Here is a 23,455-nt window from a genome sequence, read left to right on the forward strand (position 1 = left end):
GTTCACAAGCGTCAGCCACTCAACGTGACGCCGGCTCCCGCACGCTAACCGATGAGCTGCACCGGATGAGAGTCGGACGTGCGCGTCGAGAGAATGGGCGCCTGGAAGCGCAAGACGAGGGGAAGGTGGTCCGAGGCCACCCGGCTGAGTTCGGTGCGGTGCGGAAAGATCCGAAGCGGCCGGACGCCCGCGTCCACGTAGATGCGGTCCAGCCTCAGCATGGGCCACCGCGTGGGATAGGTGCGCGCGGGCGTGCCCAGCTCCAGCGCGGCGTCGTGGATGGCCTTGCGCACCAGCGAGGGCACCGCGCCGTTGCCCCAGTAGTTGAAGTCCCCGCACACCACGGCCGGGTCCTTGCGCACGGCGTCCCTCAGGATGTCCGAGCCGAGCAGCAGCGCCTCCTGCCGTCGCCGCTCCGACACCCGCAGGCCCAGATGGAGCGAGAACACGTGGAGCTGCTGACCCGCGCCGATGTCCAGGTCGCACCGCAGCGCGCCCCGGGGCTCGCGCCGCCTCACGCTCAAGTCGTAGTTCTTCGAGTGGAGGATGGGCAGCCGGGTGAGGATGGCGTTGCCGTAGCGGCGGCCGTTGCGCACGACGTTGGGGCCGAAGGCCATGTGCATGCCGAGCATGTCCGCCAGGTGCTCGGGCTGGTCATCGCGCGAGGTGCGGCCGCGGAAGTCGCCCACCTCCTGCAGGGCGACGATGTCCGCGCCCACCTCGCGCAGCACCTCACCCACGCGGCCCAGGTCGAACCGGCCGTCCGTCCCGATGCCGCTGTGGATGTTGTACGAGACGAGCGTCAGCTCCACGCGCGCGGGCTCAGCCGTGGAGGGGATTGAGGCGCCGCGCCGCCAGCCGCACCACCTCCAGCGGCAGCGCCGCCAGCCGGGCCACGGCCTTCGCCGCGTCCCCCAGTCCGCCCTTGAGCGTCTGGAGCTGCCGGCCCGCCTCGTCGAGCAGGTCCGGGAGCCGGCCACGAGGAGGCTGCTCGCGCGTGGGCGGCAGCGCGCCGATGGGCGTGGTGCTCCGGATGACGGGCTCCTCCGCCGCCTTGCGCTGCTGCGCCTTCTCACGCGAGGCGCGCTTCGTCGCGCGCTGCGCGGGCGCCGAGGTGCCGTGGGAGAACTTCCCGTCCGGCTCCAGGCGGGCCAGCTCCTGGAGCTGCGCCTCCATCTGCCGGGCGTTGTAGAGGTCCTCCGTCTCCGCGAAGGACTTGCCGTAGTGCACTCCCTCGCGCGCCGCCAGTTCCTCTGGCTGCGCACGGGACTGCGCCAGGTGCGCCTTGTCCCGTCGACGCAGGCTGCGGCTCTGCTTCGGCAGCGTCTTCGGAACCTGGAAATGGTCGAAGCTATAGGGACGAGGCATCCGCGAATCTCCGAAAAGTAATTGGGTCCGAGCAGAAGCTAGGAAGCCTGGAGGCGCGCCGGTACGGCTTGACGCCACGACGTGCAGCCGGCTGCCTGCCCTCCAGCCCGTCGGGCCGCGATTCCGCGCCCCTGCGTCGCTCAAGTGCCGACAAATCCAGGCGCGTCCCGCTGGCCCGGTGAGCAGCCGACGAGGCAGTGTTCAGCAGGCGACCCGCCGGGCGCTCCCGGGCAGAGAAGCAGGCATCCGACGCGCGGATTTCTCACCCTGGGAAGAGTCCGGCCATCCGTGGTGTAAAGAACGCCCATGGCTCCGCACCCCGCCCGCTGGTTTCATTCCGCGCCATCCCACCTGCTGCTCGCGCTGCTCGCCCTCGGTGCGAAGGCCCAGGCCTCCGAGCCGACGCCCACGTCCGCGGCCCTCTCCTCCTCCGCGTCGACGACGGCCCAGGTCCAGCCGCTGCTGTCGCTCCAGCCCGGCTCGGCGCGTCCGGGAGACCCCGTCATCGTGACGGTGCGGGGCATGGCGGGGATGCCCACGGGCACGCTCGCGGGACGTCCGCTGCGCTTCTTCGCGTGGGGAGACGGCTTCCTCGCGGTGACGGGCCTGCCGGTGGAGCTGACGCCGGGCACCGCTCCCGTGCTCGTGGTGGGCCCCGGCTCGGCCGAGGGCGCGCCGCTGGAGCTCACGGGCACGCTGGACATCGTCGAGCCGGGCTACCCCTCGCGCGAGCTGAAGGTGTCGGGCAAGTACGTGGCGCCGCCTGCCTCCGTGAAGGCGCGCATGGCCGCGGACCGACGCGCCTTCGCCGCCGCCTTCGCGCAGCCGTTCAGCGCGCCCCACTTCGCCCAGAACTTCGCGTGGCCCCGGCAGGACCGCATCACCGCGCCCTTCGGCGACCGGCGCACGTTCAACGGCAAGCTGTCCAGCCAGCACTTCGGCGTGGACATCGACGGAGACCCGGGCGCGCCCGTGCTGGCCAGCAACGAGGGCACCGTGGTGATGGCGCGCGACAACTACTCCGCCGGCAAGACGGTGCTGGTGCACCACGGCGGAGACCTCTTCACCGCGTACTTCCACCTGTCGCGCATCCAGGTGAAGCAGGGCGACAAGCTCCAGCAGGGTCAGCAGCTGGGACTGGTGGGCAGCACCGGCCGCGTCACCGGCCCCCACCTCCACTGGGGCGTGAAGGTGGACGGCATCTGGGTGGACGGCGAGTCGCTGCTGCGCCTGGACTTCTTCCCGCCCGCCCTCCCCGCCGTCGCCAGCGGGGAGACGCGGCTGGGCACGCCCTGACGTCGCGTGGCTAGCGGTCGTTCCACTTCGGCGGGCGCTTCTCCAGGAAGGCGGAGACGCCCTCGCCCGCGTCGTCCGCGAGCACGTTGAGCGACAGCTGGGACGCGAGGAACTCCAGCGCGGCCGGCAGCGGCAGGTCCTCCGCGGTGAAGAAGGCCCGGCGCCCCAGCGCGAGCACCGCCTGGCTCTTGCCGGCGAGCTTCCCCGCCAGCGTCGCCACCGCCCCGTCCAGCTCCGCGGCGGGCACCACGCGGTTGACCAGCCCCAGCGCGAGCGCCTCGCGCGCGGGCAGCTTGTCCCCGGTCAGCACCAGCTCCAGCGCGCGCTTGCGGCCCACGTGACGCTGCAGGAGCGCCATCATCATCATCGGGAACAGGCCCACGTCGATCTCGGGCGTGCCGAAGTCCGCGCCCTCCACCGCCACGGCGAGGTCACACGCGAGCACCAGCCCCAGCCCGCCCGCCAGCGCGTGCCCGTTGACGCGCGCCACGGTGGGCTTGTGCGCCTCCTGGAACCGGGCCAGCAGCTTCCCGTAGGAGCGGCGGCCATCGTGCGTGGCGAGGAAGCCGCCGTCGCCGGCCATCTGCCCCAGATCCCCGCCCGCGCAGAAGACCTTCTCGCCCGCGCCGGTGAGCACCACCACGCGCACGGCGGGGTCCGCGTCCGCGCGGTCCAGCCCGTCCATCAGCGCCTTCACCACCGTGGGCGACAAGGCATTGCGCGCCCGGGGCCGGTCGATGGTCAGGTGCGCTTGGGGACCTTGGACTTCGTAGCGGACTTCTCCGACGACTTCTCCGGCTTCCATGCAGGGGACTCCGCGCCTGGCGACGCGTCGGCCAGGACGCCGTGAAGGAAGGTTTCGGCGATCTGCGCCTTCGCGCGCTCCAAAGCCTGGGTGTCGCGCGCGTCGGCCAGCCCCGTGACGAAGGCCGTCAGCCCCATCTCGATGGCGCCGAAGAGCAGCGCGGACGACAGCAGCGGGTCCGTGTCCGAGCGCAGCTCCCCCGCCTCCTTCGCCCGGGTGAACAGCTCCGAGGAGAGGCGGATGGCGTCCACGAAGGCCGTCTGCCGGTTGATGCGGGAGCCCGCGGGGCTGCGGGCAATCTCCAGGATGAGGACCTTCACCGCGCGCGGGTCCACCCGGTACGCCTCGAAGGCCACGTCCACCACGCCGCGCACCTTCTGCGCCAGCGCCCCCTCGCCCTCCACCACCGCGCGCACGCGCGTGACGAAGCCGCTCCAGCCCGTGTCGAACACGGTCTCCAGCAGCTCATCCTTGTTCTTGAAGTAGTGGTACACGAGGCCGTAGGCGACGCCGGCCTCCTTGGCCACGTCCGCGATGCGGCACCCGTGATAGCCCTTGCGGGCGAACACATCGATGGCCGCCCGCAGGATGGTCCGGCGGCGTTCGCTCTCGCGGTTGCCGTTGTCCGCCGCCGACTTGCTCTGGCCCACGACGTCCTCCACCGGCCGGTTGATTCTTCAATCAGCCGAGGTGGACCCTACGGACGTGGGCTCCCGGGGTCAATGGGTACTTCACCGGGAGCCCGCGTCCACCGCGTCTAGAGCACGGTGCCCGTCACGGTGGGGGCGACGACCTGGACCTTGTGGCCGTCGAGCTGGGCGGCCGTGTACGTGCAGACCGCGTCCGACTTCCAGGGGATGGGCTGGGGGAACGGCCCCGGCTGAGGCTCCTGGGAGACGTCGTGCTTGTCCTTGATGAGGTAGCGCACGACGGCGTACGACGGGTAGGTCAGCGGGATGGCGCCGGTGATGGCCGGCTCGATCTCAATCGGGCCCTCCGCGCCGGAGTTGCAGCCGTCACCCTGCGAGTTCTGGGCGATCATGTTGAACCACGGGTCCGCCACCAGGAACGTGGCGCTGGCCGAGCCGAAGTGGTCGATGGCGACGTTGGTGGCCGGAGGCGGCGGGGAGATCTGACGCACCGTGTCCGGACGGTCCAGCGAGTGCGGCACGCCGGTCCAGAGGATGCGCTCCTGCACCCAGATGAGCGTGCTGGTGTCGTGGACGCCGTTCTTGCCATCCCAGCGGCCGTTGCCGTTGGTGTCGACGAAGCGCTCGCCCGCGTCCCAGGTGCCGTTGTCGTTGTTGTCGACGAAGGGCTCGGTCAGGTCCACGAAGGCCTCGCCCGTGTCCCACTGGCCGTTGTTGTTGTCGTCGCTGAAGGCCTCCTCGCCGGAGGTGACGGCGATGAGCGAGACCAGGTTGTCGCGCGGGTTGTTGATCTTGTTGGGGCGGATGGGGTCGGCGCGCTGGGGCTCCGGCCGGTTCGACTGCGGCTGCGGCGGGGTGCCGTGCGCGGCCAGCGGGTTCTGCTCCCACAGGAAGGGCTGCATCCACAGCGGCGCCAGATACTCACCCGTGTGGGTGGCGTCGTTGGTGGGGTTCCAGGTGAACTCACCCGGGTCCACGTCCTGCGGCAGGGGCAGCGAGGTCTTGTAGAGCACCTGCGCGTTGCCCACGACGTCCGTGAGAGACGTGGCGGTGGGGCCGATGGTGCCGGCCTCCGTCAGGAAGGACACCTGGGCGCCCTCGATGCCGTCGCCGTTGCGATCACCCACGTGGGCGATGCAGTTCACCTTCACGCCGGCGATGAGCGAGCGGGCCTCGTCCCACGCGCCGATGGCGTGGTGCAGACCGGAGGCCTCACCGGACCACGAACCACACTGGAAGGTGAGCTGGCGGGAGCTCGAGTTGGTGCCGGCGAAGCTGATGACCGGGGAGATGACCGACTTGGCCTCCGCTCCCTCACCCGCCGAGGCGACCACCACCACGGAGGTGACACGGCCTCCCGTGGCCGTCACCTGCATGGACACGATGCCGTCCCCGGGGTTGGTCGTCCCCTCGGCCGGCGACAGTTGGACCCCCGGCACCTCCGACTGCAGTGAGAACCGCACCTGCGTGCCGGCCTGCGGCATGCCACGCGAGTCCACCGCCCGGAAACGCAGGGTGGTGATCTCACCCAGACGCGGCCTGGCCGGATTCTGATCCACGAATTCAAGCGTGGCGGGAGCTGGCGAGGAACACGCCAACAACACCATGCTCGTGAGGGCCATCCACGAGGCAAGACCCGGACGCATCAGCGAAGACTCCTTGGACGAAGAAGGAAGCACGCTGTGCGCACGCGGCGCACAGCGCATTTCCGCCATCTTCCCGGTCTACCTACCGTCCAGTCAAGGACAGGACAGGAGGACCGAGGGGCCCCTTGCGTCCGGCCAGGGACCCCGAGGGGTGGGATTCAGGCGATGGTGCCGCTGAACATCACCCGGGCGACCCCGAGCAGGCGGTCCACGTCCCGTGCGGTGAGGCCCCGGGCGCGCGCGAAGTCAGACAGGGGACGCAGCAGGTCCTCCGTCTGGGCAAGGGTCTGCTCCGTTCCCGTGAACAACTCTCCCAGGCTGACGCCAAGGGCGTTGGCCAGGGCGGCGAGGGTCTCCACATGAGGGACACGCTCGCCGCGTTCGATCATGGAAAGGAAGGAGACGCTGATCTGAGCCCGCTCCGCGAGCTCTTCCTGCGTCCACCGCTCCGGCCTCTGCGTACGAAGCTCGCGGATGCGCTGGCCGATTCGTTTTCCGAGGTCCGACACGAAATACTTCTCCTGGCTGCTTGGGGGTTGTGGAACCACCATTCACCTTCGGTGATTCCTAGCCGCCCGAACCGAACGATCCCAACCCAGTGACGCTGAAATTCACACCGGAAAATTCCAGTCCGATATCACGTCTGAGGGTCACCACCCCTTCAATGCGCCAGCAATTACACGCTGGCCCATATGACACGCCCAGTGTCTGCTGGGCGAAGGGCTTCAACGCCTCTTGGTTTGTTGGATCCTGGTAGAGGGGCTGCACCAGGGCTTCGTACCGCACCCCGAGGCCAAATCCGAGCGTCAAACGCGTACCCGCGATGAGAGCCTGGGCCCGCTCGGCCGTGGGGAGGCCGGGCGTTTCTCGGGATACGCTGCCTACCAGGGCATCCAGGGGGCGGCGGATGGAATCCGGGCCCAGGGCGTTGGGGATTTCACCCCGGTCGATGGCCGCCTGGGCGGTGGTGAGGATGTCGTCGTAGCGCGCGTAGAGCGCCTGGCCCTTGCCGTTGTCGATGTTGAAGTCGCCGGTGATCTGGGTGACGCGCCCCGAGTTGGGGTCGAAGCGAACCATCCCACCGGCGGTGAGCATTCCCAGGCTCGTCGTCAGGCGCGCGAAGGTGTCACGGAGGATCGGCTCGGGATCTCCGAGCTTGTTCGCGGCGGGTGCGTAACGCGTCAGGTCGAACCCCTGGCCGATGCGCAGCCGCAGCGGCTCGCGGTAAGCGTTGCCCACCTTGACGCGCAGCGTCTGGTCCACGGCGAAGACGCCCTGGAGGAAGCCCCGCGTGCGGCCATCCAGGTCCAGGGGCACGGCGGCGTCGACCTCGTCGTAGGGTTGGGCGAACCCAGGCCCCCGCTGAGCGCCCGCGGACGGCACGTGGCCCCAGCCGCCCGGCACGTAGCGCAGCTCCAGCGAGGGCGCGAAGGAGTGCCGGTAGCGGTTCTTCTCCCCGTCCCACGTGCGCGTGAGCTGGGTGTCCACGAGCAGGCCCGCGATGGGGTAGCCGCGCTGCCACGTCCTGCCCGAGTACTCGCCGGCCCAGACGTCCTGGCGCACGCCCAGCGACGGCGTCACCCGCGCCACGTCGCCCAGGGGGATGGACGTGGCGAGCCGGGAGGTGAGGTCGATGCGATCTCTCGCCTCGCGGTCTCGTGTGTCGAAGAGGCCGTTGCCCTGCCCCGGGTCCACCGGGTACGTCGGGTCCGTGTAGTGGTAGCCCAGCGGGAGGTAGATGCCATCGCGGCGGAAGATGCCGTCGACGCCCTCGTCCCCGAACCCGCCCGTCATGGGGGCCAGGCGGGTGAACTCGGCGCGCAGCCCTCCGACGATGCCGCTGAACAGGGGGCGCTCCGGCAGCGCGTAGACGACGCCGGGCAGGCGCTGGAAGGTCACCGGCGAGGGCAGGTCCGGCCGCAGCGGGTCCACCTGGGACGGCACGCGGTTGTCCTGGAAGAAGCGATAGGGCCAGCGGATGTCCTGGCGCAGGGACACATCCAGACCCGCGTACGAGTCCTCCTGGCGGCGGAACACGGTGGCGGTGCTGCGCAGGTAGTCGAGGCCCTGGAGGATGACGTCGGCGGTGAGGTCGCGCGTGTAGTTGCCGTCCGACACGAACGACGCGTCCACCCGGTCGTACCAACCGGAGCCCAGGTCCTGGAAGTGCTGCCAGGACGCCTCGCCGCGCCAGCCCCGGGGCACGTCGACGTAGGTATAGGCGTCGGGCGCTCCTTCTGGGTACAGGTAGAAGTCACCAGTCCGAGGGTCTCGCAGAGGGCGGGAGTCGTGCAGCACGCCGAGCGACACCCGGCCTCGGGCCGTCTCGCTGGGCACATAACGGAACTCCGTGCGCAACCGCGGGCCCTTCACGCCAAACAGCCGAGGCTCCTTGGTTTCGAACCTGGCGCCCTCCGGCCCCCGCAGCACCGTCTGGTCCGACGAGCCGAAGAAGTAGCCCGGGGTGAAGGTCATGTCGTAGCTGCGCCCCAACGTGAGGAAGAACGGCTGCTCGAGGCTGAAGCCGCTCTGCCCCGAGAAGTTCGGGTTGGGGATGAGGAAGCCCGTGCGGCGCTCGGCCAGGGGCAGGTACACCCAGGGCAGCGCGAAGATGGGGACGGACTCCACGTACACCACGGGCCACGACAAGGTGGCGCGCTCGCCGAGGATGACGTTGGCGGACCGGGCCTCCATGCGCCAGGTGGGCTCCCCCGGGCCGCACTCGCACGGGGTGAAGGCCAGGTCGTCCACGGTGAAGGCGTTGGGCCCGGTACGGCGGATGCGGGTGCCGCTGAGGATGATGGGCGTCTCGCCCATGGAGCGCAGCTCCTCGGGCGTCTTCGCCGCGAGCATCGCCTCCTGGGTGACGCCCTTCTTCTGCATGAAGAGGCCGCCCTGGAGCGTGGCCTCGAAGGAGCGGATGTCCACCCTGACGTCATCCGCGACGGCCGCCATGCCGCCGGGGCCCACGAACATGACGTTGCCGGTGGCGGTGGCCACCTGGTTCGCCTCGTCGTAGGTCACCTCGTCCGAGCGCAGCAGCATCTCGCCGGTGCGCAGCTCGCAGTGGCCGCGCGCGGTGAGGACCTGCTTGTCGGCCTCGTAGGTGAGGAAGTCGGCGGCCAGCTCCACCGTCTCGCCGGAGGGGAGCTGGACCTGGGTGGCGAGCGGAATCTGCGCCGAGGAGACCAGCAGCGCGGCGGCGAGCGGAACGAGGAGGCTCATTCAGGGGTGCAAGGTATGCCGCGCCACGGCCGCGCGGGGGCCCTTATCACCGAGCGGTGCGCTGAAAATCCAACGAAATGACGTTCCCGTCCTGCTGAGCCTGCACCGGGGCCTGCTGCCGCAGCTGCACGGTGACGCGCACGTTGCGGCCTTCCGCGTCCGCGTCCACCCGGGTGACGGGCGAGTTGAAGTAGGACGTGTCCAGCGGCCGGGTGTTGTTGCTCAGGTCGATGCGGCTGTTCTCCAGCTCCAGCACCACCGCGTTGCCCGTCTCGCTCACGCTGTAGCGCACCGGCTCGTTGGTCCGGATGAAGACGCGCGACACCCCACCCTGCTGCTGGAAGCCCACCAGCGTCATCGTCTTGCGACGCGAGGACACCTCGGCCGAACCGCCGCTCGACACCTCGCGGCGCTCCCGGGGCTGGGCCATGGCGACGCGCTCCTGCTGGCGGCGCTCACGCTCGGCGCGGGCCTCCTCCTCGCGCTGACGGCGGGCCTCGGCCGCTTCCTCCTTCGCGGCCTGGGCGGCGGCGCGCTTCTCCTCGGCGGCCGTCTTCGCGGCGGCGCGAGCGTCCTCTTGTTGACGCTTCTTCTCGTCGGCGGCGGCCTGGGCGGTGGCGCGGCGCTCATCGGCGGCGGCCTCGGCGGCGGCACGGGCCTCCTCCTCCTGGCGCTTCCTGTCGTCGGCGGCGGCCTTCGCGGAGGCCTGGGCCTCGGCCTCCTGGCGCTTCCTGTCGTCGGCGGCGGCCTGGGCGGCGCGCTGCTCCTCCTCGCGCTGGGCCGCGGCGCGGGCCTCGGCCTCCTGCTGGCGCTGGCGCTCGGCGTCGGCGTCCTGCTGGGCGCGGGCCGTGGCCTCGGCGGCGGCCTTCTCCTGGGCCTGGCGCTCGGCCTCGGCGCGAGCGGCGGCCTCGGCGGCGGCCTTCTCCTGGGCCTGGCGCTCGGCCTCGGCACGAGCGGCGGCCTCGGCGGCGGAGCCATCCGTGGCGGGCTGGGCGGCAGGCTGGGTGGGCGCGGCCTGGGCCACGGCCTGACCCGCGCCTCCGACGACCTTGATGACGAGCTGGCTGTCGGTGGCCTGGATGTCGGTCTCCACCTCGCGCTCGAAGCCGATGAGCACGCGGGCGATGGAGGAGTCATCCGAGCCGTAGCTGGCGGTGCGGATGCCCGTCACCGTGCCATTGCCCACCTGCGTCTCCTCGGGGACTCCGTTGAAGACGGCCTCCGCGATGTCGATGACGAGCCGGGGCGGGTCGGTCATCGTGAAGGTGGTGAAGTTCGCCTTCTTCGAGCCGGAGATGGTCACCGTCCCGCCATTCACCTGCACGCTGGTGATGGTGTTCAGGTTCGCCGCCGGAGCCTGCGCGAGCGCCATGCAAGGCACGAGCACCACACCGAGCAGCCACACCGCTGAGGCCTTCATCGACCACTCCCCTTCACGTTGACAGTGGGCTCGGATGCTAGCACGCGCCCATCACCCTCCAACTTTCCAGCCACACCGCCGCGCGAAGGGCTAGCGCAGGCGAGGCAGGGACGGCGCGCGGTTGCGGTGCGTGCGCGCGTACTCGATGAGGTTCTTGATGTCGTAGCAGATCTGCCGGATGTCGTGCCCCATCGTCAGCTCGATGTGGCTGTTGCCCTTGACCGGCCGCCAGAGCAGGTACTCGCTCTTGGCCGCGCGGTACACGCTCCGGGTGGACTCCACCGAGGCGAGCGGATCCATGTCCCCGAAGATGATGGCCATGGGGATGTGGATCTTCTCGAAGCCGCGCTTGAAGTCGTAGCCGGTGCGGTAGCAGACCATCTCCCCGCGGCGGATCCACCGGGCGAACTGCTCGATGACCTTGCGAGGCTCGCGCTCGCCGCCCTCGCGCAGGAGCCACCGGATGTCGTCGGCGCCCACGCGCTCCGGGTTGATGAGCCGGTTGAGCCGCGTGGTGAGCTGTTGATACAGCGGCGAGTCCTCCGCCTTGCCAATCTGCCGCTCGACGAACTTGAGGATGAGGTCCACGGGCACCGCGTCGAAGCGCAGCTTGCGGCGCTCCTCCGGCACCAGCTTGCGGCCCAGCTTCGCGTTGAACGCGCCCACGCCGCGCGACAGGAGCTTCTTGCCCAGGCCGTTGACGTCCCCGCCCAGGTTCACCCCCGCGAGCGTCATGTCGATCATCCCCGCGAGCATGGGCGCGCCGTGCGCGAGCATGCGCAGCGCCATGAAGCCCCGCCCCAGGTCCGCGGGCGAGCCGATGGTGATGAGGCCCTCGAAGTCGTCGTGGATGCCCGTGTAGCCGTAGCCCAGCATCCCGCCCATGGAGTGGCCGCAGTAGAAGATGCGCTCGCGGCGGGTGATGCGCTTGACGCCCGACACGGCGGCCGGCAGGTCGTAGAGGAAATAGCTGTCCAGGTCCCAGCCGTAGTCCAGGTCCGGCGGCAGCGGGCGCTTGAAGCGCTCGGCGCGCTCCTTCTGGAAGGCGATGGAGCTCTTGCCGTGGCCGCGCAGCTCCAGGATGTGGATGTCCACGCCGAAGAAGAGCAGGTTCTTGACGAACTGGCCGCTCGTCCACGTGTGACGGTTCTGCGAGAAGCCATGCACCAGCAGCAGCGGCTCGCCGAACAGCGGCTGGGCGAACGGTTGCTTCACCGGACGGTAGCGCGTGATGACCAGCGACCAGCCGTCCGCCGTCTCCACCACGTACTTCGTCTTCGTGTAAAGCGCCCGGAAGTCGACTTCGTCGATGGACGGGATGGCGGGTCCCGTGGTGGTCGCGGCTCTCCAGTCCGGCAGGCGCATGCCTTGAATCTACGGCGGCTGATGCAACGCGCCAAGGATTCCCCCTCGGCCCGTGTGTCTTGCCCGTCCTGGACGCGAGGCCCATCCTGGAAGGTCACCCGCTGCAGGCGGGCCTCGGCGCGCCCTGCCCCGCTGCCCCAGGTCCCTGTCGGGAAGGTGGCGCGAGCCGACCCCTCAGGGAGTCCCCAGTCGCGCCCGCACCATGCCCACCAGGAACAGCGAGCCGGTGCACAGCACCAGTCCCTCCGGGCCCGCGCGCCGCCGGGCCTCCGCGAGCGCCGCGTCCACGTCCGGCCAGGCGGTGACGTCCGGCACCAGGGCGCGCGCCTCGTCGAGATAGGCCGTGGGTGGAAGCGAGCGGGACGTCTCCAGGGGCGTCAGCTGCACGGAGGCACACGCGGGGAAGAGGGCCCGCATCATCGGCCCCCGGTCCTTGTCCGCCACCACGCCGAAGACACAGTGGACCGGGCGCCCCGTGTACAGCGCGCGCAGGGACGCGAGCAGCACCTCCACCCCCGCCGGGTTGTGAGCGCCATCCAGGAGCACGACCGGTCGCTCGCCCACCTCCTCCAGCCGTCCAGGCCAGCGCGCCGAGCCGAGCCCCGCCTTCGCCTCCTCGCTCGAGACCGCCACGCCACGCGAGGACAGGCTCTCCAGGCAGGCCAGCGCCACCGCCGCGTTCTGGACCTGATGGGGGCCTCGAAGCGACACACGCAGCCGCTCCAGCCGCCACGCCACGCCCTGGTACGTGAGGCTCCCGTCAGGCTGCCGCCGCGCCTCGAAGTCCCGCCCCTCCACGACGAGGGGCACGCCGAGCACCCGCGCGCGGGCCTCGATGGCCTCCATCGCCTCGGGGGCCTGCCGGGCGACGACGCAGGGCACGCCGGGCTTGAGGATTCCGGCCTTCTCGCCGGCGATCGCGGCCAGGGTGTTGCCCAGGTACTCCATGTGGTCGAACGAGACGGGGGTGATGGCCGTCACGGTGGAGGGCGCGGCGGTGGTCGCGTCCAGCCGGCCGCCCAGCCCCGTCTCCAACACGACGACGTCCACGCCCACGCGCGCGAAGTGCCACAGCGCCACGACGGTGCCGAACTCGAAGTACGTCATCGGCTCGGCGACGGCGGACGGGTAGCGCTCCAGCACGTCGAGGATGGCGCGGCCGAAGTCCTCGTCGGAGATGTCCTCGCCGCCCACGCGGATGCGCTCGTTGACGCGCACCAGGTGCGGGGACGTGTAGAGGCCCACGCGGTGGCCCGCGGCCTGGAGCGCGGTGGCGGCGAAGGCGCAGGTGCTGCCCTTGCCGTTGGTGCCGGCGACGTGCAGCACCGGATAGCGGCGCTCGGGGTGCCCCAGGGCCTCGAGCGCCTCGCTCACCCGCTCCAGCCCCAGCTTGATGCCGGAGGGGTTGAGCCGCGAGAGGAAGGCGAGTGCTTCCTCCGGTGTCCTGGGCGCGCTCATGAGGGATGCCGATGAGCGCGCGGGCTCAGCCCAGCAGGCCGAGGATCTGCCCCAGCCGGACGCGCAGGTCCTTGCGGTTGACGATGTTGTCGATCATCCCGTGCTCCAGCAGGAACTCCGAGCGCTGGAAGCCCTCGGGCAGCTTCTGGCGGATGGTCTGCTCGATGACGCGCGGACCGGCGAAGCCGATGAGCGCCTTGGGCTCGGCGAGGATGACGTCCCCCAACCAGGAGAACGAGGCCGCCACGCCGCCCGTCGTCGGGTGCAGCAGCACGGAGATGTAGGGCTTGTTGCCGGTGCGGAAGCGGGCGATGGCCGCGGAGGTCTTCGCCATCTGCATCAGCGAGAAGATGCCCTCCTGCATGCGCGCGCCGCCGGACGCCGAGAAGATGAGCGCGGAGCACTTCAGGTCATGCGCGCGCTCGAAGGTCCTCGCCACCTTCTCGCCCACCACCGAGCCCATGGAGCCGCCCATGAACTCGAAGACGAACGCGCCCACGGACACCGGGTGCCCGCCGATGCGGCCCACGCCGGAGATGAACGCGTCGTTCTCCTCCAGGCTCTTGCGCGTGGTCTTCAGCCGGTCCTTGTACTTCTTCGAGTCACTGAACCCGAGCGGGTCCTGCGGCTCCAGCTCCTTGTCGAACTCCTCGAAGCTGTCCGGATCCAACAGCGTCGCCAGCCGCGCGCGCGCGTTCCAGGGGTGGTGGTGGTCGCAGTGCGGACACACCATCCAGTTCTTCTCCAGCTCCTGCCGGTAGATGATTTCGTCGCAGCTCTCGCACTTGGCCCACAGGCCCTCCATGCGAGACGGTCCGGGCTCGGGCTGCTGCTGGGTGTCGACGGCGATGCGCGGCTTCTTCGAAAACCAGGCCATGAGAACGGCGGGGGTTAATCCGCCCGTCCCCGCCCGTCAACCGTTCCGTGTGGCGCGATGCGTCGCCGCCCGGGGGACGGGCTAGAACTCGAACACGTCGTTGAGCTCCAGCACCTCCACCGGCATGCTCGCCAGTTCCTTCTTGAGCTGGGCCACGAAGGCCGGCTTGAGGTGGTAGAGCATCACCGAGGCCCCGTTGCGCTCGAACTTGCGCAGCTCCAGCCCCAGGGTGTGGGGCGTCAGGTGGCCGGAGATGTCGGCCAGCGACTGGAGGGCGTTGGGGAAGGAGGTCTCCAGGAGGAGGGCCTTGAGGTTCTTCGTCTCGTTCAGGGCCTTCCAGAGCTTGTCGGTGGGCCCGGTGTCCCCGCTCATGGCGAGCGTGCTCTTGCCGTTGGAGATGATGAAGCCGCAGGACTCCACGGGGTGGCTCACCGGGACGCTGCGCACGGTGTAGGGCCCCACCTGGAAGGTGCCGCCGGCGCGGAAGGTCTGGATGCGCAGGACGGGGTTGGCCTTGGTCGGGATGCGGGTGAAGTCCGGCCACAGGGCGTTGTTGAACATGTTCTCGCGCAGGGCCTTGGCACACTCGCGGGAGGCGTGGATGGTGACGGGCTTGTCCCGGCGACCGATGACCAGGTCCGCCATCAGCGGCAGGTCCTTCACGTGGTCGAAGTGGCTGTGGCCCACGAGCACGTGGTCCACCCGGCACAGCTCGTCCAACGAGAGCGTCCCCGTCAGGGCGCCCGCATCGAGCGCCAGCACGTCATCGACGAGGAAGCACGTGCTCTTGCACGTGGGGAGCTCGCCACCGTGGCAGCCGAGGACGCGGAGCTTCACGCTAGAGGTCTCCGAACTTCCACTTCATCTCCAGGTATTGGAGGAAGTCGTGGAGTCTGGCCGTGTCATACACGGTGATTCTGTCACCACTGCGTGAGATGAGGCCCGCGCGGACCAGCCGGTCCAGCACGTTGCGCACCGCGGGCTCGCCCACGCCAATCTGCCGGGGCATCTCGCGGACGACGAAGTCGATGTCCGTCCCCGTCCCCTCATCCGAGGGGCGGCCGCGCGACTGGGCGGTCTGGATGAGCTGGTGCACCACCCGGCTGGCCGGATCATTGTGCAGCAGGTTCTCGATCTGGGCGTCCGCCTCCGACAGCCGCTCGGCCAGCTTCTTGATCATCCGGACGGCGATCTCCGCGTTGCCGCGGATCATCGCCTCGAACGTCTTGGGGTCGATGACCAGCAGCCGGGCGTCCTCGTTGACCACCGCGGACGCGTTGCGCGGCTTGTTGGAGATGATGGCCATCTCCCCGAAGAACTCACCGGGCCCCAGCACGGCCAGGACCTTCTCCACGTCGCGCACGCGCTTGGAGATGGAGACCTTGCCCGCCTGGATGACGAACATCTCCCGGCCCGCCTCTCCCTCACGGAAGAGTTCGGTGCCCTTTGGGAATTCCTTGCCGAAACGTTGAAAGAGGGTTTCCTCGGCGCCCATCCTGCGAGGAGTCAATCAGCCCCTCCCCCCCTGGTCAAATTACCTTTTGTACGGACCGGTGGGACACACCGTGCGTCCGGGCTCGCCGCAAACCCGACACCGGGGTTTCGGAGTCCGAGACAACGGACGTCGGGGCCGATAGAAGGCCGCCCGTGGGAACGACCTACAAAGACTCCGGAGTGGACATCGAGGCCGGCGACGCGTTTGTCGACCGAATCAAGCCCTACGCCGCGCGCACGATGCGTCCGGAGGTCGTCGCGGGAGTCGGCGGCTTCGGGGGGTTGTTCGCGCTGCCGCCCGGCAAGTACCGCGAGCCGGTGCTGGTGGCGGGCACGGACGGGGTGGGCACCAAGCTGAAGGTGGCCTTCGCCGCGGGCCGGCACGGCACGGTGGGCATCGACCTGGTGGCCATGTCGGTGAACGACATCCTCACCTGTGGCGCGGAGCCGCTGTTCTTCCTGGACTACTTCGCCACGGGCCGCCTGGAGGTGGACGCGGCGGCGGAGGTGGTGAAGGGAATCGCCCAGGGCTGCGAGCAGGCCGGGTGCACGCTGCTCGGCGGCGAGACGGCGGAGATGCCGGGCTTCTACGCGCGGGGCGAGTACGACCTGGCGGGCTTCTGCGTCGGCGTGGTGGAGCGCTCGGCCATCATCGACGGCAAGGGCGTGAAGCCCGGGGACGCGCTCATCGGGCTGACGTCGTCGGGGCTGCACAGCAACGGCTACTCGCTGGCGCGCAAGGTGCTGCTGGAGGACGCGAAGCTCGCGCTGGACGCGACGCCCGAGGGGCTGGGGCGCTCGTTGGGTGACGCGCTGCTGGAGCCCACGCGCATCTACGTGAAGGACGCGCTGGCGCTGACGCAGGCGGTGAAGGTGAAGGGCATGGCGCACATCACCGGCAGCGGCATCCCGGGCAACCTGCCCCGGTGCCTGCCGGACGGGACGCGCGCGGTGCTGAGCGAGAAGTCCTGGGTGAAGCCGCCCATCTTCGACCTCATCGCGAAGCTGGGGAGCGTGGCGCGCGACGAGATGTTCAGCACGTTCAACATGGGCCTGGGCCTCATCGTGGTGGTGGCGAAGGAGGACGTGGCGCAGGCGCTCGAGGTGCTGCGCGCGCGCGGCGTGGAGGCGTCCGAGGTGGGCCGGGTGGAGGCGGGCTCGGGCGAGGCCACGGCGGTCATCGAGCCATGAGCACAGCGCGGGTCCGGCTGGGCGTGCTCGTCAGCGGCGGCGGGAGCAACCTGCAGGCGTTGCTCGACGCGTGCGCGCGCGAGGACTTCCCGGCCGAGGTGGCCTGCGTGGTGTCGAACGTGCCCACGGCCCATGCGCTGGAGCGGGCGCGGGCCGCGGGCGTCCCGGCGGTGGTGGTGGACCACAAGGCGCATGCGAGCAAGGCCGCGTTCGAGGCGGCGATTCTCGAGGCGCTGGGCGCGGCGGGCGTGCAGTGGGTGTGCCTGGCGGGGTTCATGCGGCTGCTCAGCGCGGACTTCCTGGGCCGGTTCGCCGGGAGGGTGCTGAACATCCACCCTTCCCTGCTGCCGTCGTTCCCCGGGCTGCATGCGCAGCGGCAGGCGCTGGAGCGGGGCGTGAAGGTGGCCGGGTGCACGGTGCACTTCGTGGACGCGGGCACGGACACGGGGCCCATCATCGGACAGGCCGCGGTGCCGGTGCTGCCGGACGATGACGAGAAGAGCCTGAGCGCGCGCATCCTCGTCGAGGAGCATCGGCTGTATCCGTTCGCCGTGCGGCTCGCGGTGACGGGACAGGTGACGCTGGATGGGGTGAGGACGCGGGTGGCCGCGGCGCCGACCATGGGCGAGCTGGCCCTGCGCAGCCCTGGGGCGACGAAGTGAAGCGTGAGGACGCGCGGGCCGGTACGCGCCTCGCTGCCTCGGTGGATGGTGACGCCGACGGTCCGCGCCAGGAACAGACGGACGGGGGCGGCGTGGCCCACTCCGCGAGCGCGGGCTGTCACGAACGTGCACGCGAGGTTCCGTCCCAGGAAGCGCGCCGCGCGGCCCTTCGCGAGGCCCCCGTGGTGATGGTGAGCGCGTGCCTCCTGGGCGAAGCGTGCCGCTATGACGGCCGCTCGCAGCGCTCGGAGCGAGTGCTCGCGGCCCTCGAGGGCAAGGCGGTCGTGCCCATCTGTCCCGAGGTCGCCTCGGGGCTCCCCATCCCTCGTCCTCCCGTCGACCTGCGAGGCGGCACGGGCGTCGACGTCTGGGCGGGACAGGCTCGCGCGGTGGAACGCGAGGCGAGAACGGACCGCACCGAGGACTTCCAGCGGGGAGCCCAGCTCGCGCTCGAGGCCGCGCGACGCTTCGACGTGACGGTCGCGCTGCTCAAGGAGAAGAGCCCCTCCTGCGGGAGCCAGCGCGTCTACGAGTCCGGAGTGCTGCGCTCGGGAGAAGGCATCACCACGGCCCTGCTTCGCGCCGAGGACATCACCGTCGTCAGCGACGAAGAGCTGTAGCCAGCAACCTCCGGAGGGCACCCACCGGCTTCACTGGCGAGGCTCGCGCCACCGAAGCCCGGCTGCGAGCCCTCACATCGCCTGACGAGGCGCGGCTGTCGGCTCCGTGCGCGCATCCCGACGCCGAGACTGGCCCAGCGGGTCCGCGCCACCGACGTCGGCAACGAGGCCCTCTCGTTCGCCGCCGCCAGGCATCACGGCCCCCATTCACGAGGAGCATGCCACGCGCCTCAATCCTGCGCCTTGAGCACCTCGAGCAGCCGGGTCAACAGCCCGTGCAGCTCCCGCGTCTCCTCCGCGCCCAGGCGCTTCGCCACGCGTCGGTCGATCTCCACCAGCTTCGTCGTCCCGTGCCGCATGGCCGCGATGCCCTTCTCCGTCAGGAGGACCCGCCTCGCGCGGGCGTCATCGGGGTCCGGTTCAATCCGCACCGCGCCGAACTCCGCGAGCTCCGCGATGACGGGCTGCACCGCCTGCTTCGTCACCCCCAGGCTGCGCGCGAGCTCGGTGATTCGCACGCCGTCCGGATTCTCCAGGTACGGGAGGATGCGCGCGTGCACCTCGCGCATCATGGGATAGCCGGCCTCGCTGTTGACCGCCTGCATCCCCAACTCGTTGAACAACTGCCCACATCGGATGAGCACGTAACCCAGGCTGCTGGCCTGAAGCTTCTTCACGTCCTCGAGCGCGTCCTTCCTCTTCATCCAGTCAAGTGTACTTGACTTTATTGGTCAAGAACCATTGACTATCTGCCATGCAAGTTCCCGCATGGGTCGACCGAGAGGCGTTTCCCTTCAGCGTGCGTGAGGTGGCAGGACTGTCCGTGGTGGACGTGGGCCAGGGGCCGCCCATCGTCTTCGTGCACGGAACGCCCACCTGGTCCTTCGAGTGGCGCGCGCTCATCCGCGCCTGCTCCGCCACGCACCGCTGCATCGCGGTGGACCACCTGGGCTTCGGCCTGTCGCCCCGACCTCCGGACGCGGACTACTCGCCCGAGGCCCACGCGCGCCGCTTCGCCGCGCTCATCGAGGCGCTGAACCTGCCCCGCTTCACCCTGGTGGCCCACGACTTCGGCGGCCCCATCTCGCTCGACTTCGCGCTCTCCCATCCGGAGCGCATCGAGCGCGTGGTGCTCATCAACACCATCGCCTGGCCCTTCATCGACGAGCCCTCGCTCGCCCGGGGCGCGCGAATGGCAGGGGGCGGGCTCTTCCGCTGGCTGTACCGGAACCTGAACCTGTCCTTCATCATCGCCAAGTCGGCCTGGGGCAAGGGCCCGCGTCCCGCGAAGGTGTGGAACCAGTACACCTCCGCGTTCCCGGACGCCGACTCGCGCGAGCGCGTGCTCTGGGCCCTCGCCAAGAGCCTCAGCGCCTCCACGCCCTTCTTCCAGTCCCTCTGGGAGCGGCGTGAGCGGTTCGCGAAGACGCCCATCCACTTCATCTGGGGCCTGCGTGACGCCGCCTTCCCGCCCGTGGTCCTGGAGCGGTTCCGGAAGGCCTGGCCTCACGCCACCGTGGACACGCTCCCTGACGCGGGCCACTGGCCCCACGAGGAGTCGCCGGAGGCCTGCATCGACTTCCTGAAGCAGGCCCTGGAGCGGGCTTGAGCGCTCAGCTTCGCGACAGCACCAGCTCATCCCCCTCCGGGGACGCGAAGCACGCCTCCACGTCCGCCTCGGAGACGTCGCCCAGCGTTCCCGGGTGCCAGCGCGGCTTGTGGTCCTTGTCCACCAGCACCGCGCGGATGCCCTCGCGGAAGTCGGCCCGCGCCGTCATGGCCTGGCTCAGCCGGTACTCCACCGACAGCATCTCGTCATAGTCGCGCGTGCGGCCCATGCGCAGCTGACGCAGCGTCACCTTCAGGCTCGTGGGGCACATGCGCACGAGCGTGGCCCACGTCTCCTGCGCCCACGCCGTCCCTTCCGCCTCCAGCGCCTGCTGGATGTCCTCCACCCGCTCCGCCGCGAAGCACCGGTCCATCGCCACGTGCTGCGTGGCCAGCACCGACGTCCCCGCGTCCGCGTGGAAGTCCTTCAGCACCCGCTCCACCACCGCGCTCGCCAGGCCCTCGCCCCACTGCGCGCCCACCAGCGCCTCCAGCACCGTCTCCAGCCGCGCCGACTCCACGAAGTGCGTCCCGTACCCGAGCCACATCGCGTCCGCCGCGCCGCACCGCGCGCCCGTCAGGCCCAGGTACGTCCCCGACTCGCCCGGGAAGCGCGGCAGGAACCAGCCGCCGCCCACGTCCGGGAACAGGCCAATCCCCGTCTCCGGCATCGCCAGCACCAGCTTCTCGGTGACGACGCGGTACGCCCCATGGATGGACAGGCCCAGCCCGCCACCCATGCAGATGCCGTCCACGAGCGAGATGTACGGCTTGCCGAAGTGGTGGATGAGGTGGTTCAGCGTGTACTCGGCGCGGAAGAACTCCCGCGACAATCGCTCCGCGCCGGCCGGTCGGGGCTCCGCCTGGGAAGCCGCCACGGCGCGCACGTCCCCACCCGCGCAGAAGGCCCGCCCGCCCGCTCCCCGGACGACCACGGCCTTCACCGCGGGGTCCGCACGCCAGGCCTCCAGCTGGGGCAGCAGCCGCCGGCACATCTCCAGATTCAACGCATTGAGCGCCTTGGGCCGGTCCAACGTCACCACCCCCACCGCGCCTCGCATCTCTGTCCGCACGCCGTCGCTCATGTGAGGCCCGAATATCAGTCCTCCCGAGCAGGCGCGCACGATTCGGCCGCTCACCGCTCCAAAGCCGCGCTATGGGTGGGAAACCATGACACCTTCCGACGCGCCCCTCCGAGCCGCCGTCTTCGACATGGACGGCACCCTCGTCGACAACATGGTGTTCCACAACCAGGCGTGGGTGGCGCTCGCGCGCAAGCTCGGCCTGTCGCTCACCGCCGAGGACTTCCAGACGCGCTTCGCGGGCCGGAAGAACGAAGAAATCCTCCCCGAGCTCCTCGGCCGCGCCCTGGACGCGGAGGAGCTCCAGCGCCTGGCCGACGAGAAGGAGGGCCACTACCGCACCCTCTACCGGCCCCACCTGCGGCTGCACCGCGGCGCGGAGGCGCTCCTGTCCCGACTGCGCGCGGCGGGCATCCCCATGGCCATCGCCACCGCCGCGCCGGAGGGCAACCGCGCGCTGGTCATCGACGGCCTGGGCCTGCGCCCCGTCTTCCAGCGCATCGTCGGCGCCGAGGAGGTCTCCCGGGGCAAGCCCTTCCCGGACATCTTCCTGGCCGCCGCGCGCGGGCTGGGCGTGGACCCTTCCGAGTGCCTCGCCTTCGAGGACGCCATCCTCGGCGTCATGTCCGCCCGGGACGCGGGCATGCCGGTGGTGGGCATCACCACCACGACGACGGCCGTCCAGCTGCGCCAGGCCGGCGCCCAGTGGACGCTCCCGGACTTCACCACCTTCCCGCCCGAGCTGGAGGCCCGCCTCTTCGGCGCGGGAGGCTGAGGGCTCCGAGCACCCACCCTCTTGCCTCGTCAAAAGGGAGCCAGCCGGGGGGACGTTGTGTAGTGTTGCGCGCCGCATGACGTCCGCAGCCAAACTCAAGCTTCCCTCGGGCCCGTCTCGGCACGTGTACGACGTCATCGTGCTGGGCAGCCAGCTCGGTGGCGCGCTCGCCGCGGCGCTGCTGGCCAAGCGCAGCCACCGCGTCCTCTGGGTCGAGCACGACGGCATGGGCCCGGGCTACGAGCACGGCGGCTACGTGCTCCCCTACGCGCCCTTCGTCGCGCCCCCGCTCAAGGCCATGCCCGCGGTGGAAGAGGCCCTCACCGAGCTGGGCCTCACCACCACCGTGCAGCGCGCGCTGCGCCCCCACACGCCCGAGCTCCAACTGGTCCTGCCCAGGAACCGCATGGACCTGCACGCCGACGCCGCCCGCCGCAAGGCCGAGGTGACGCGCGAGCTGGGCGAAGAGGGCGAGGCGCTCCTGGGCGCCCTGGCCGGAACCACCGCCCAGCACGAGGCGAGCGATGCCTTCTTCAAGGCCCAGCCCGCCCTGCCCCCGGACGGGTTCTTCGAGGGCTGGGGCCTCAAGAAGCTCATCAAGGCCCACCCCGGCCTGGAGAGCGCGCCCCGGCTGACCTCGGACACCCCCGCGGCCGCGTTGCTCCGCGGGCTGCGCCCCTTCATCAACCACCTGGACAAGCCCGAGTCGCCCCTGGCGCTCACCCGGCCCCTGTCCCAGGTGCTGTCGGCCCCCTCCTCCTTCCAGGGCGGCCACGACGGCCTGCGAGAGCTGCTCACGCGGCGCCTGGCGGAGCTGGGCGGAGACGTGCTCGGCCGAGACAGCCCCTCGGGCTTCATCGTCGATGAGCTGTCCTTCGACGGCAGCAAGTTCGCGGGCGTGAAGCTGGTGCGCTCGGACACGCTCTACCGCGCCTCCTGCCTCGTCGCCGCCACCGACTCCGGCGCGCTGCGCAGGCTGGTGACGGACAAGAAGCACCACCGCGGCCTGCTCGAGCACCTGGACCAGTCCACCACGAAGTCCCTGCTCTTCACCGTCAACTGGGTGGTGCCCGAGTCCGCGCTCCCCCGGGGCATGGGGGAGCTGACGCTCGTGGACACGCAGGACGCGGAGCTGGGCCCCATGCTGCTGCAGCTCCACCCGGCGCGCACCACCGCCTCGGGCGGCAAGGAGGGCAAGGACGTGGAGGGCGTGCGCGTGGTCTGCGCCGGCGTCTTCGTCCCCGCGTCCGCGCGGGAGCTGGGCGACGAGCACCTGCAGGGGCTGGCCGTGCGCATCGACGGGCAGCTCGACGCGCTCATGCCCTTCACCGCGCCCCATCGCCTGCTTCGCTCGGTCCCCTACCTGGACGCCAGCGGCTCCCGCGGGACGCGGCTGATGCCCCATCCCCTCTACAGCTTCGAGTCGGAAGCCTTCCTGGGCGTCACCGGTTTGCCCCAGCGCACCCCGGTGAAGAACCTGCTGCTCGCGGGCCGCGAGGTGCTCCCGGGCCTGGGCCTGGAGGGCGAGCTGCTCGCGGGCGTCCGGGCCGCCAGGCTCGTCCAGGACATGTTGAAGAAGAAGGATCCGCTCAAGGGCTGATCCAAAACGGCTGAAAGGCTGGATTTCCAAGCGGCTTTCTGGCAGGTTCCGCCGCTCTTTAATCGGCAGGCGTCCAACGCCCCAGTTTTCAAGGAGTTAGAGGTCATGGCGTGGAAGTGTGACATCTGTGGCAAGCGTCCGCTCGTCGGCAACAACGTCAGCCACGCGAACAACAAGACCAAGAAGCGGACCCTCCCGAACCTCCAGAAGATTCGGGCCAGCGTCGAGGGTCGCACGGAGCGCGTTCTGGCCTGCACCCGCTGCATCAAAGCGGGCAAGGTGACCAAGGCAGCTTGAAGTCTGGCGCTCGGGG

General features: G+C 70.4%; 23 protein-coding genes. 8 read left to right on the forward strand and 15 right to left on the reverse strand.

Annotation, left to right across the window (positions count from 1 at the left end):
• Positions 1 to 44 precede the first annotated feature (44 nt).
• Both VZQ01_RS02650 and VZQ01_RS02655 read right to left on the reverse strand, forming a co-directional pair.
• Positions 45 to 812, reverse strand: coding sequence for an endonuclease/exonuclease/phosphatase family protein (locus VZQ01_RS02650; protein WP_223746815.1), 768 nt, complete (start codon positions 810 to 812; stop codon positions 45 to 47).
• A 10-nt stretch (positions 813 to 822) separates the two neighbouring features.
• Complete coding sequence (locus VZQ01_RS02655) at positions 823 to 1,368, reverse strand: hypothetical protein (RefSeq protein WP_141326261.1); 546 nt, start codon at positions 1,366 to 1,368, stop codon at positions 823 to 825.
• Positions 1,369 to 1,674: 306 nt separating this feature from the next.
• Here VZQ01_RS02655 and VZQ01_RS02660 point away from each other — a divergent pair, with 306 nt between their 5' ends.
• Positions 1,675 to 2,664: a M23 family metallopeptidase gene (locus VZQ01_RS02660; protein WP_426746843.1), complete on the forward strand. Its 990-nt coding sequence runs from the start codon at positions 1,675 to 1,677 to the stop codon at positions 2,662 to 2,664.
• Between the two features lie 10 nt (positions 2,665 to 2,674).
• Here the strand turns inward: VZQ01_RS02660 and VZQ01_RS02665 are convergent, their stop codons facing one another.
• The 11 genes from VZQ01_RS02665 to VZQ01_RS02715 all read right to left on the reverse strand — a co-directional run bounded on the left by VZQ01_RS02665 (position 2,675) and on the right by VZQ01_RS02715 (position 15,605).
• Positions 2,675 to 3,469: an enoyl-CoA hydratase/isomerase family protein gene (locus VZQ01_RS02665; RefSeq protein WP_223782973.1), complete on the reverse strand. Its 795-nt coding sequence runs from the start codon at positions 3,467 to 3,469 to the stop codon at positions 2,675 to 2,677.
• Positions 3,406 to 4,119 carry a TetR/AcrR family transcriptional regulator gene (locus tag VZQ01_RS02670; RefSeq protein WP_223746813.1) on the reverse strand — a complete coding sequence of 238 codons (714 nt, stop codon included), beginning with the start codon at positions 4,117 to 4,119 and terminating at the stop codon, positions 3,406 to 3,408. The genes VZQ01_RS02665 and VZQ01_RS02670 overlap by 64 nt, the downstream gene beginning before the upstream one ends.
• A gap of 107 nt (positions 4,120 to 4,226) precedes the next feature.
• Complete coding sequence (locus VZQ01_RS02675; protein ID WP_228557133.1) at positions 4,227 to 5,678, reverse strand: hypothetical protein; 1,452 nt, start codon at positions 5,676 to 5,678, stop codon at positions 4,227 to 4,229.
• Positions 5,679 to 5,923: 245 nt separating this feature from the next.
• The gene (locus tag VZQ01_RS02680; RefSeq protein WP_141329836.1) at positions 5,924 to 6,274 is read right to left on the reverse strand and encodes a helix-turn-helix domain-containing protein; all 351 of its coding nucleotides are present in this window, start codon (positions 6,272 to 6,274) and stop codon (positions 5,924 to 5,926) included.
• 58 nt (positions 6,275 to 6,332) lie between these two features.
• Positions 6,333 to 8,990, reverse strand: coding sequence for an LPS-assembly protein LptD (locus VZQ01_RS02685; RefSeq protein WP_426746844.1), 2,658 nt, complete (start codon positions 8,988 to 8,990; stop codon positions 6,333 to 6,335).
• A 46-nt stretch (positions 8,991 to 9,036) separates the two neighbouring features.
• Positions 9,037 to 10,410: an AMIN domain-containing protein gene (locus VZQ01_RS02690; protein ID WP_426746845.1), complete on the reverse strand. Its 1,374-nt coding sequence runs from the start codon at positions 10,408 to 10,410 to the stop codon at positions 9,037 to 9,039.
• Positions 10,411 to 10,500: 90 nt separating this feature from the next.
• A complete protein-coding gene (locus tag VZQ01_RS02695; RefSeq protein ID WP_141329830.1) occupies positions 10,501 to 11,775 on the reverse strand; it encodes an alpha/beta hydrolase in 1,275 nt (424 codons plus the stop codon).
• A 174-nt stretch (positions 11,776 to 11,949) separates the two neighbouring features.
• Complete coding sequence (locus tag VZQ01_RS02700) at positions 11,950 to 13,233, reverse strand: bifunctional folylpolyglutamate synthase/dihydrofolate synthase (protein ID WP_426746846.1); 1,284 nt, start codon at positions 13,231 to 13,233, stop codon at positions 11,950 to 11,952.
• 25 nt (positions 13,234 to 13,258) lie between these two features.
• Positions 13,259 to 14,110 (reverse strand): acetyl-CoA carboxylase, carboxyltransferase subunit beta, encoded by an 852-nt coding sequence (gene accD / locus VZQ01_RS02705; RefSeq protein WP_223782975.1) that lies wholly within the window; start codon positions 14,108 to 14,110, stop codon positions 13,259 to 13,261.
• An 81-nt stretch (positions 14,111 to 14,191) separates the two neighbouring features.
• On the reverse strand, positions 14,192 to 14,947 hold the full coding sequence (locus tag VZQ01_RS02710; RefSeq protein ID WP_141329826.1) for an MBL fold metallo-hydrolase: 756 nt from the start codon (positions 14,945 to 14,947) through the stop codon (positions 14,192 to 14,194).
• A gap of 1 nt (position 14,948) precedes the next feature.
• Positions 14,949 to 15,605: a Crp/Fnr family transcriptional regulator gene (locus tag VZQ01_RS02715; protein WP_426748922.1), complete on the reverse strand. Its 657-nt coding sequence runs from the start codon at positions 15,603 to 15,605 to the stop codon at positions 14,949 to 14,951.
• Between the two features lie 152 nt (positions 15,606 to 15,757).
• On the opposite strand from VZQ01_RS02715, the gene purM reads away from it, so the two are divergent.
• Genes purM through VZQ01_RS02730 form a run of 3 tightly spaced genes read left to right on the forward strand, consistent with a single transcriptional unit; the run spans position 15,758 to position 18,077 of the window.
• Complete coding sequence (gene purM / locus VZQ01_RS02720) at positions 15,758 to 16,795, forward strand: phosphoribosylformylglycinamidine cyclo-ligase (RefSeq protein ID WP_426746847.1); 1,038 nt, start codon at positions 15,758 to 15,760, stop codon at positions 16,793 to 16,795.
• Entirely contained in the window at positions 16,792 to 17,457 is a 666-nt protein-coding gene (gene purN, locus VZQ01_RS02725) for a phosphoribosylglycinamide formyltransferase (RefSeq protein WP_223782977.1), read from the forward strand. The genes purM and purN overlap by 4 nt, the downstream gene beginning before the upstream one ends.
• Positions 17,454 to 18,077, forward strand: coding sequence for a 2-thiouracil desulfurase family protein (locus VZQ01_RS02730; RefSeq protein ID WP_223782978.1), 624 nt, complete (start codon positions 17,454 to 17,456; stop codon positions 18,075 to 18,077). Before purN ends, VZQ01_RS02730 begins: the two co-directional genes overlap by 4 nt.
• A 230-nt stretch (positions 18,078 to 18,307) precedes the next feature.
• On the opposite strand, the gene VZQ01_RS02735 is transcribed toward VZQ01_RS02730, so the two are convergent.
• Complete coding sequence (locus VZQ01_RS02735; RefSeq protein ID WP_223746804.1) at positions 18,308 to 18,781, reverse strand: MarR family winged helix-turn-helix transcriptional regulator; 474 nt, start codon at positions 18,779 to 18,781, stop codon at positions 18,308 to 18,310.
• A gap of 95 nt (positions 18,782 to 18,876) precedes the next feature.
• On the opposite strand from VZQ01_RS02735, the gene VZQ01_RS02740 reads away from it, so the two are divergent.
• Positions 18,877 to 19,686 (forward strand): alpha/beta fold hydrolase, encoded by an 810-nt coding sequence (locus tag VZQ01_RS02740; protein ID WP_426746848.1) that lies wholly within the window; start codon positions 18,877 to 18,879, stop codon positions 19,684 to 19,686.
• A 4-nt stretch (positions 19,687 to 19,690) separates the two neighbouring features.
• Here VZQ01_RS02740 and VZQ01_RS02745 read toward each other — a convergent pair whose 3' ends face one another.
• Positions 19,691 to 20,770 carry an enoyl-CoA hydratase/isomerase family protein gene (locus VZQ01_RS02745; protein ID WP_408890820.1) on the reverse strand — a complete coding sequence of 360 codons (1,080 nt, stop codon included), beginning with the start codon at positions 20,768 to 20,770 and terminating at the stop codon, positions 19,691 to 19,693.
• Between the two features lie 85 nt (positions 20,771 to 20,855).
• Here VZQ01_RS02745 and VZQ01_RS02750 point away from each other — a divergent pair, with 85 nt between their 5' ends.
• The 3 genes from VZQ01_RS02750 (at position 20,856) to rpmB (ending at position 23,439) form a co-directional block, all read left to right on the forward strand.
• Complete coding sequence (locus tag VZQ01_RS02750) at positions 20,856 to 21,542, forward strand: HAD family hydrolase (protein ID WP_267696703.1); 687 nt, start codon at positions 20,856 to 20,858, stop codon at positions 21,540 to 21,542.
• Between the two features lie 76 nt (positions 21,543 to 21,618).
• Positions 21,619 to 23,142: a phytoene desaturase family protein gene (locus tag VZQ01_RS02755; protein WP_267696704.1), complete on the forward strand. Its 1,524-nt coding sequence runs from the start codon at positions 21,619 to 21,621 to the stop codon at positions 23,140 to 23,142.
• Positions 23,143 to 23,247: 105 nt separating this feature from the next.
• Positions 23,248 to 23,439 carry a 50S ribosomal protein L28 gene (gene rpmB / locus VZQ01_RS02760; RefSeq protein WP_043403428.1) on the forward strand — a complete coding sequence of 64 codons (192 nt, stop codon included), beginning with the start codon at positions 23,248 to 23,250 and terminating at the stop codon, positions 23,437 to 23,439.
• Positions 23,440 to 23,455 lie beyond the last annotated feature (16 nt).

Origin of the sequence: Myxococcus faecalis, assembly GCF_050039385.1 — a bacterium.
Lineage (GTDB): Bacteria > Myxococcota > Myxococcia > Myxococcales > Myxococcaceae > Myxococcus > Myxococcus fulvus.

Coding starts and splice junctions, on each gene's coding strand:
- VZQ01_RS02655 (WP_141326261.1), bottom strand. CDS start 1,368: ATGCCTCGTCCCTATAGCTTCGACCATTTCCAGGTTCCGAAGACGCTG.
- VZQ01_RS02660 (WP_426746843.1), top strand. CDS start 1,675: ATGGCTCCGCACCCCGCCCGCTGGTTTCATTCCGCGCCATCCCACCTG.
- VZQ01_RS02665 (WP_223782973.1), bottom strand. CDS start 3,469: ATGGAAGCCGGAGAAGTCGTCGGAGAAGTCCGCTACGAAGTCCAAGGT.
- VZQ01_RS02685 (WP_426746844.1), bottom strand. CDS start 8,990: ATGAGCCTCCTCGTTCCGCTCGCCGCCGCGCTGCTGGTCTCCTCGGCG.
- VZQ01_RS02690 (WP_426746845.1), bottom strand. CDS start 10,410: ATGAAGGCCTCAGCGGTGTGGCTGCTCGGTGTGGTGCTCGTGCCTTGC.
- VZQ01_RS02695 (WP_141329830.1), bottom strand. CDS start 11,775: ATGCGCCTGCCGGACTGGAGAGCCGCGACCACCACGGGACCCGCCATC.
- VZQ01_RS02700 (WP_426746846.1), bottom strand. CDS start 13,233: ATGAGCGCGCCCAGGACACCGGAGGAAGCACTCGCCTTCCTCTCGCGG.
- accD (WP_223782975.1), bottom strand. CDS start 14,110: ATGGCCTGGTTTTCGAAGAAGCCGCGCATCGCCGTCGACACCCAGCAG.
- VZQ01_RS02715 (WP_426748922.1), bottom strand. CDS start 15,605: ATGGGCGCCGAGGAAACCCTCTTTCAACGTTTCGGCAAGGAATTCCCA.
- purN (WP_223782977.1), top strand. CDS start 16,792: ATGAGCACAGCGCGGGTCCGGCTGGGCGTGCTCGTCAGCGGCGGCGGG.
- VZQ01_RS02735 (WP_223746804.1), bottom strand. CDS start 18,781: ATGAAGAGGAAGGACGCGCTCGAGGACGTGAAGAAGCTTCAGGCCAGC.
- VZQ01_RS02745 (WP_408890820.1), bottom strand. CDS start 20,770: ATGAGCGACGGCGTGCGGACAGAGATGCGAGGCGCGGTGGGGGTGGTG.
- VZQ01_RS02750 (WP_267696703.1), top strand. CDS start 20,856: ATGACACCTTCCGACGCGCCCCTCCGAGCCGCCGTCTTCGACATGGAC.
- VZQ01_RS02755 (WP_267696704.1), top strand. CDS start 21,619: ATGACGTCCGCAGCCAAACTCAAGCTTCCCTCGGGCCCGTCTCGGCAC.
- rpmB (WP_043403428.1), top strand. CDS start 23,248: ATGGCGTGGAAGTGTGACATCTGTGGCAAGCGTCCGCTCGTCGGCAAC.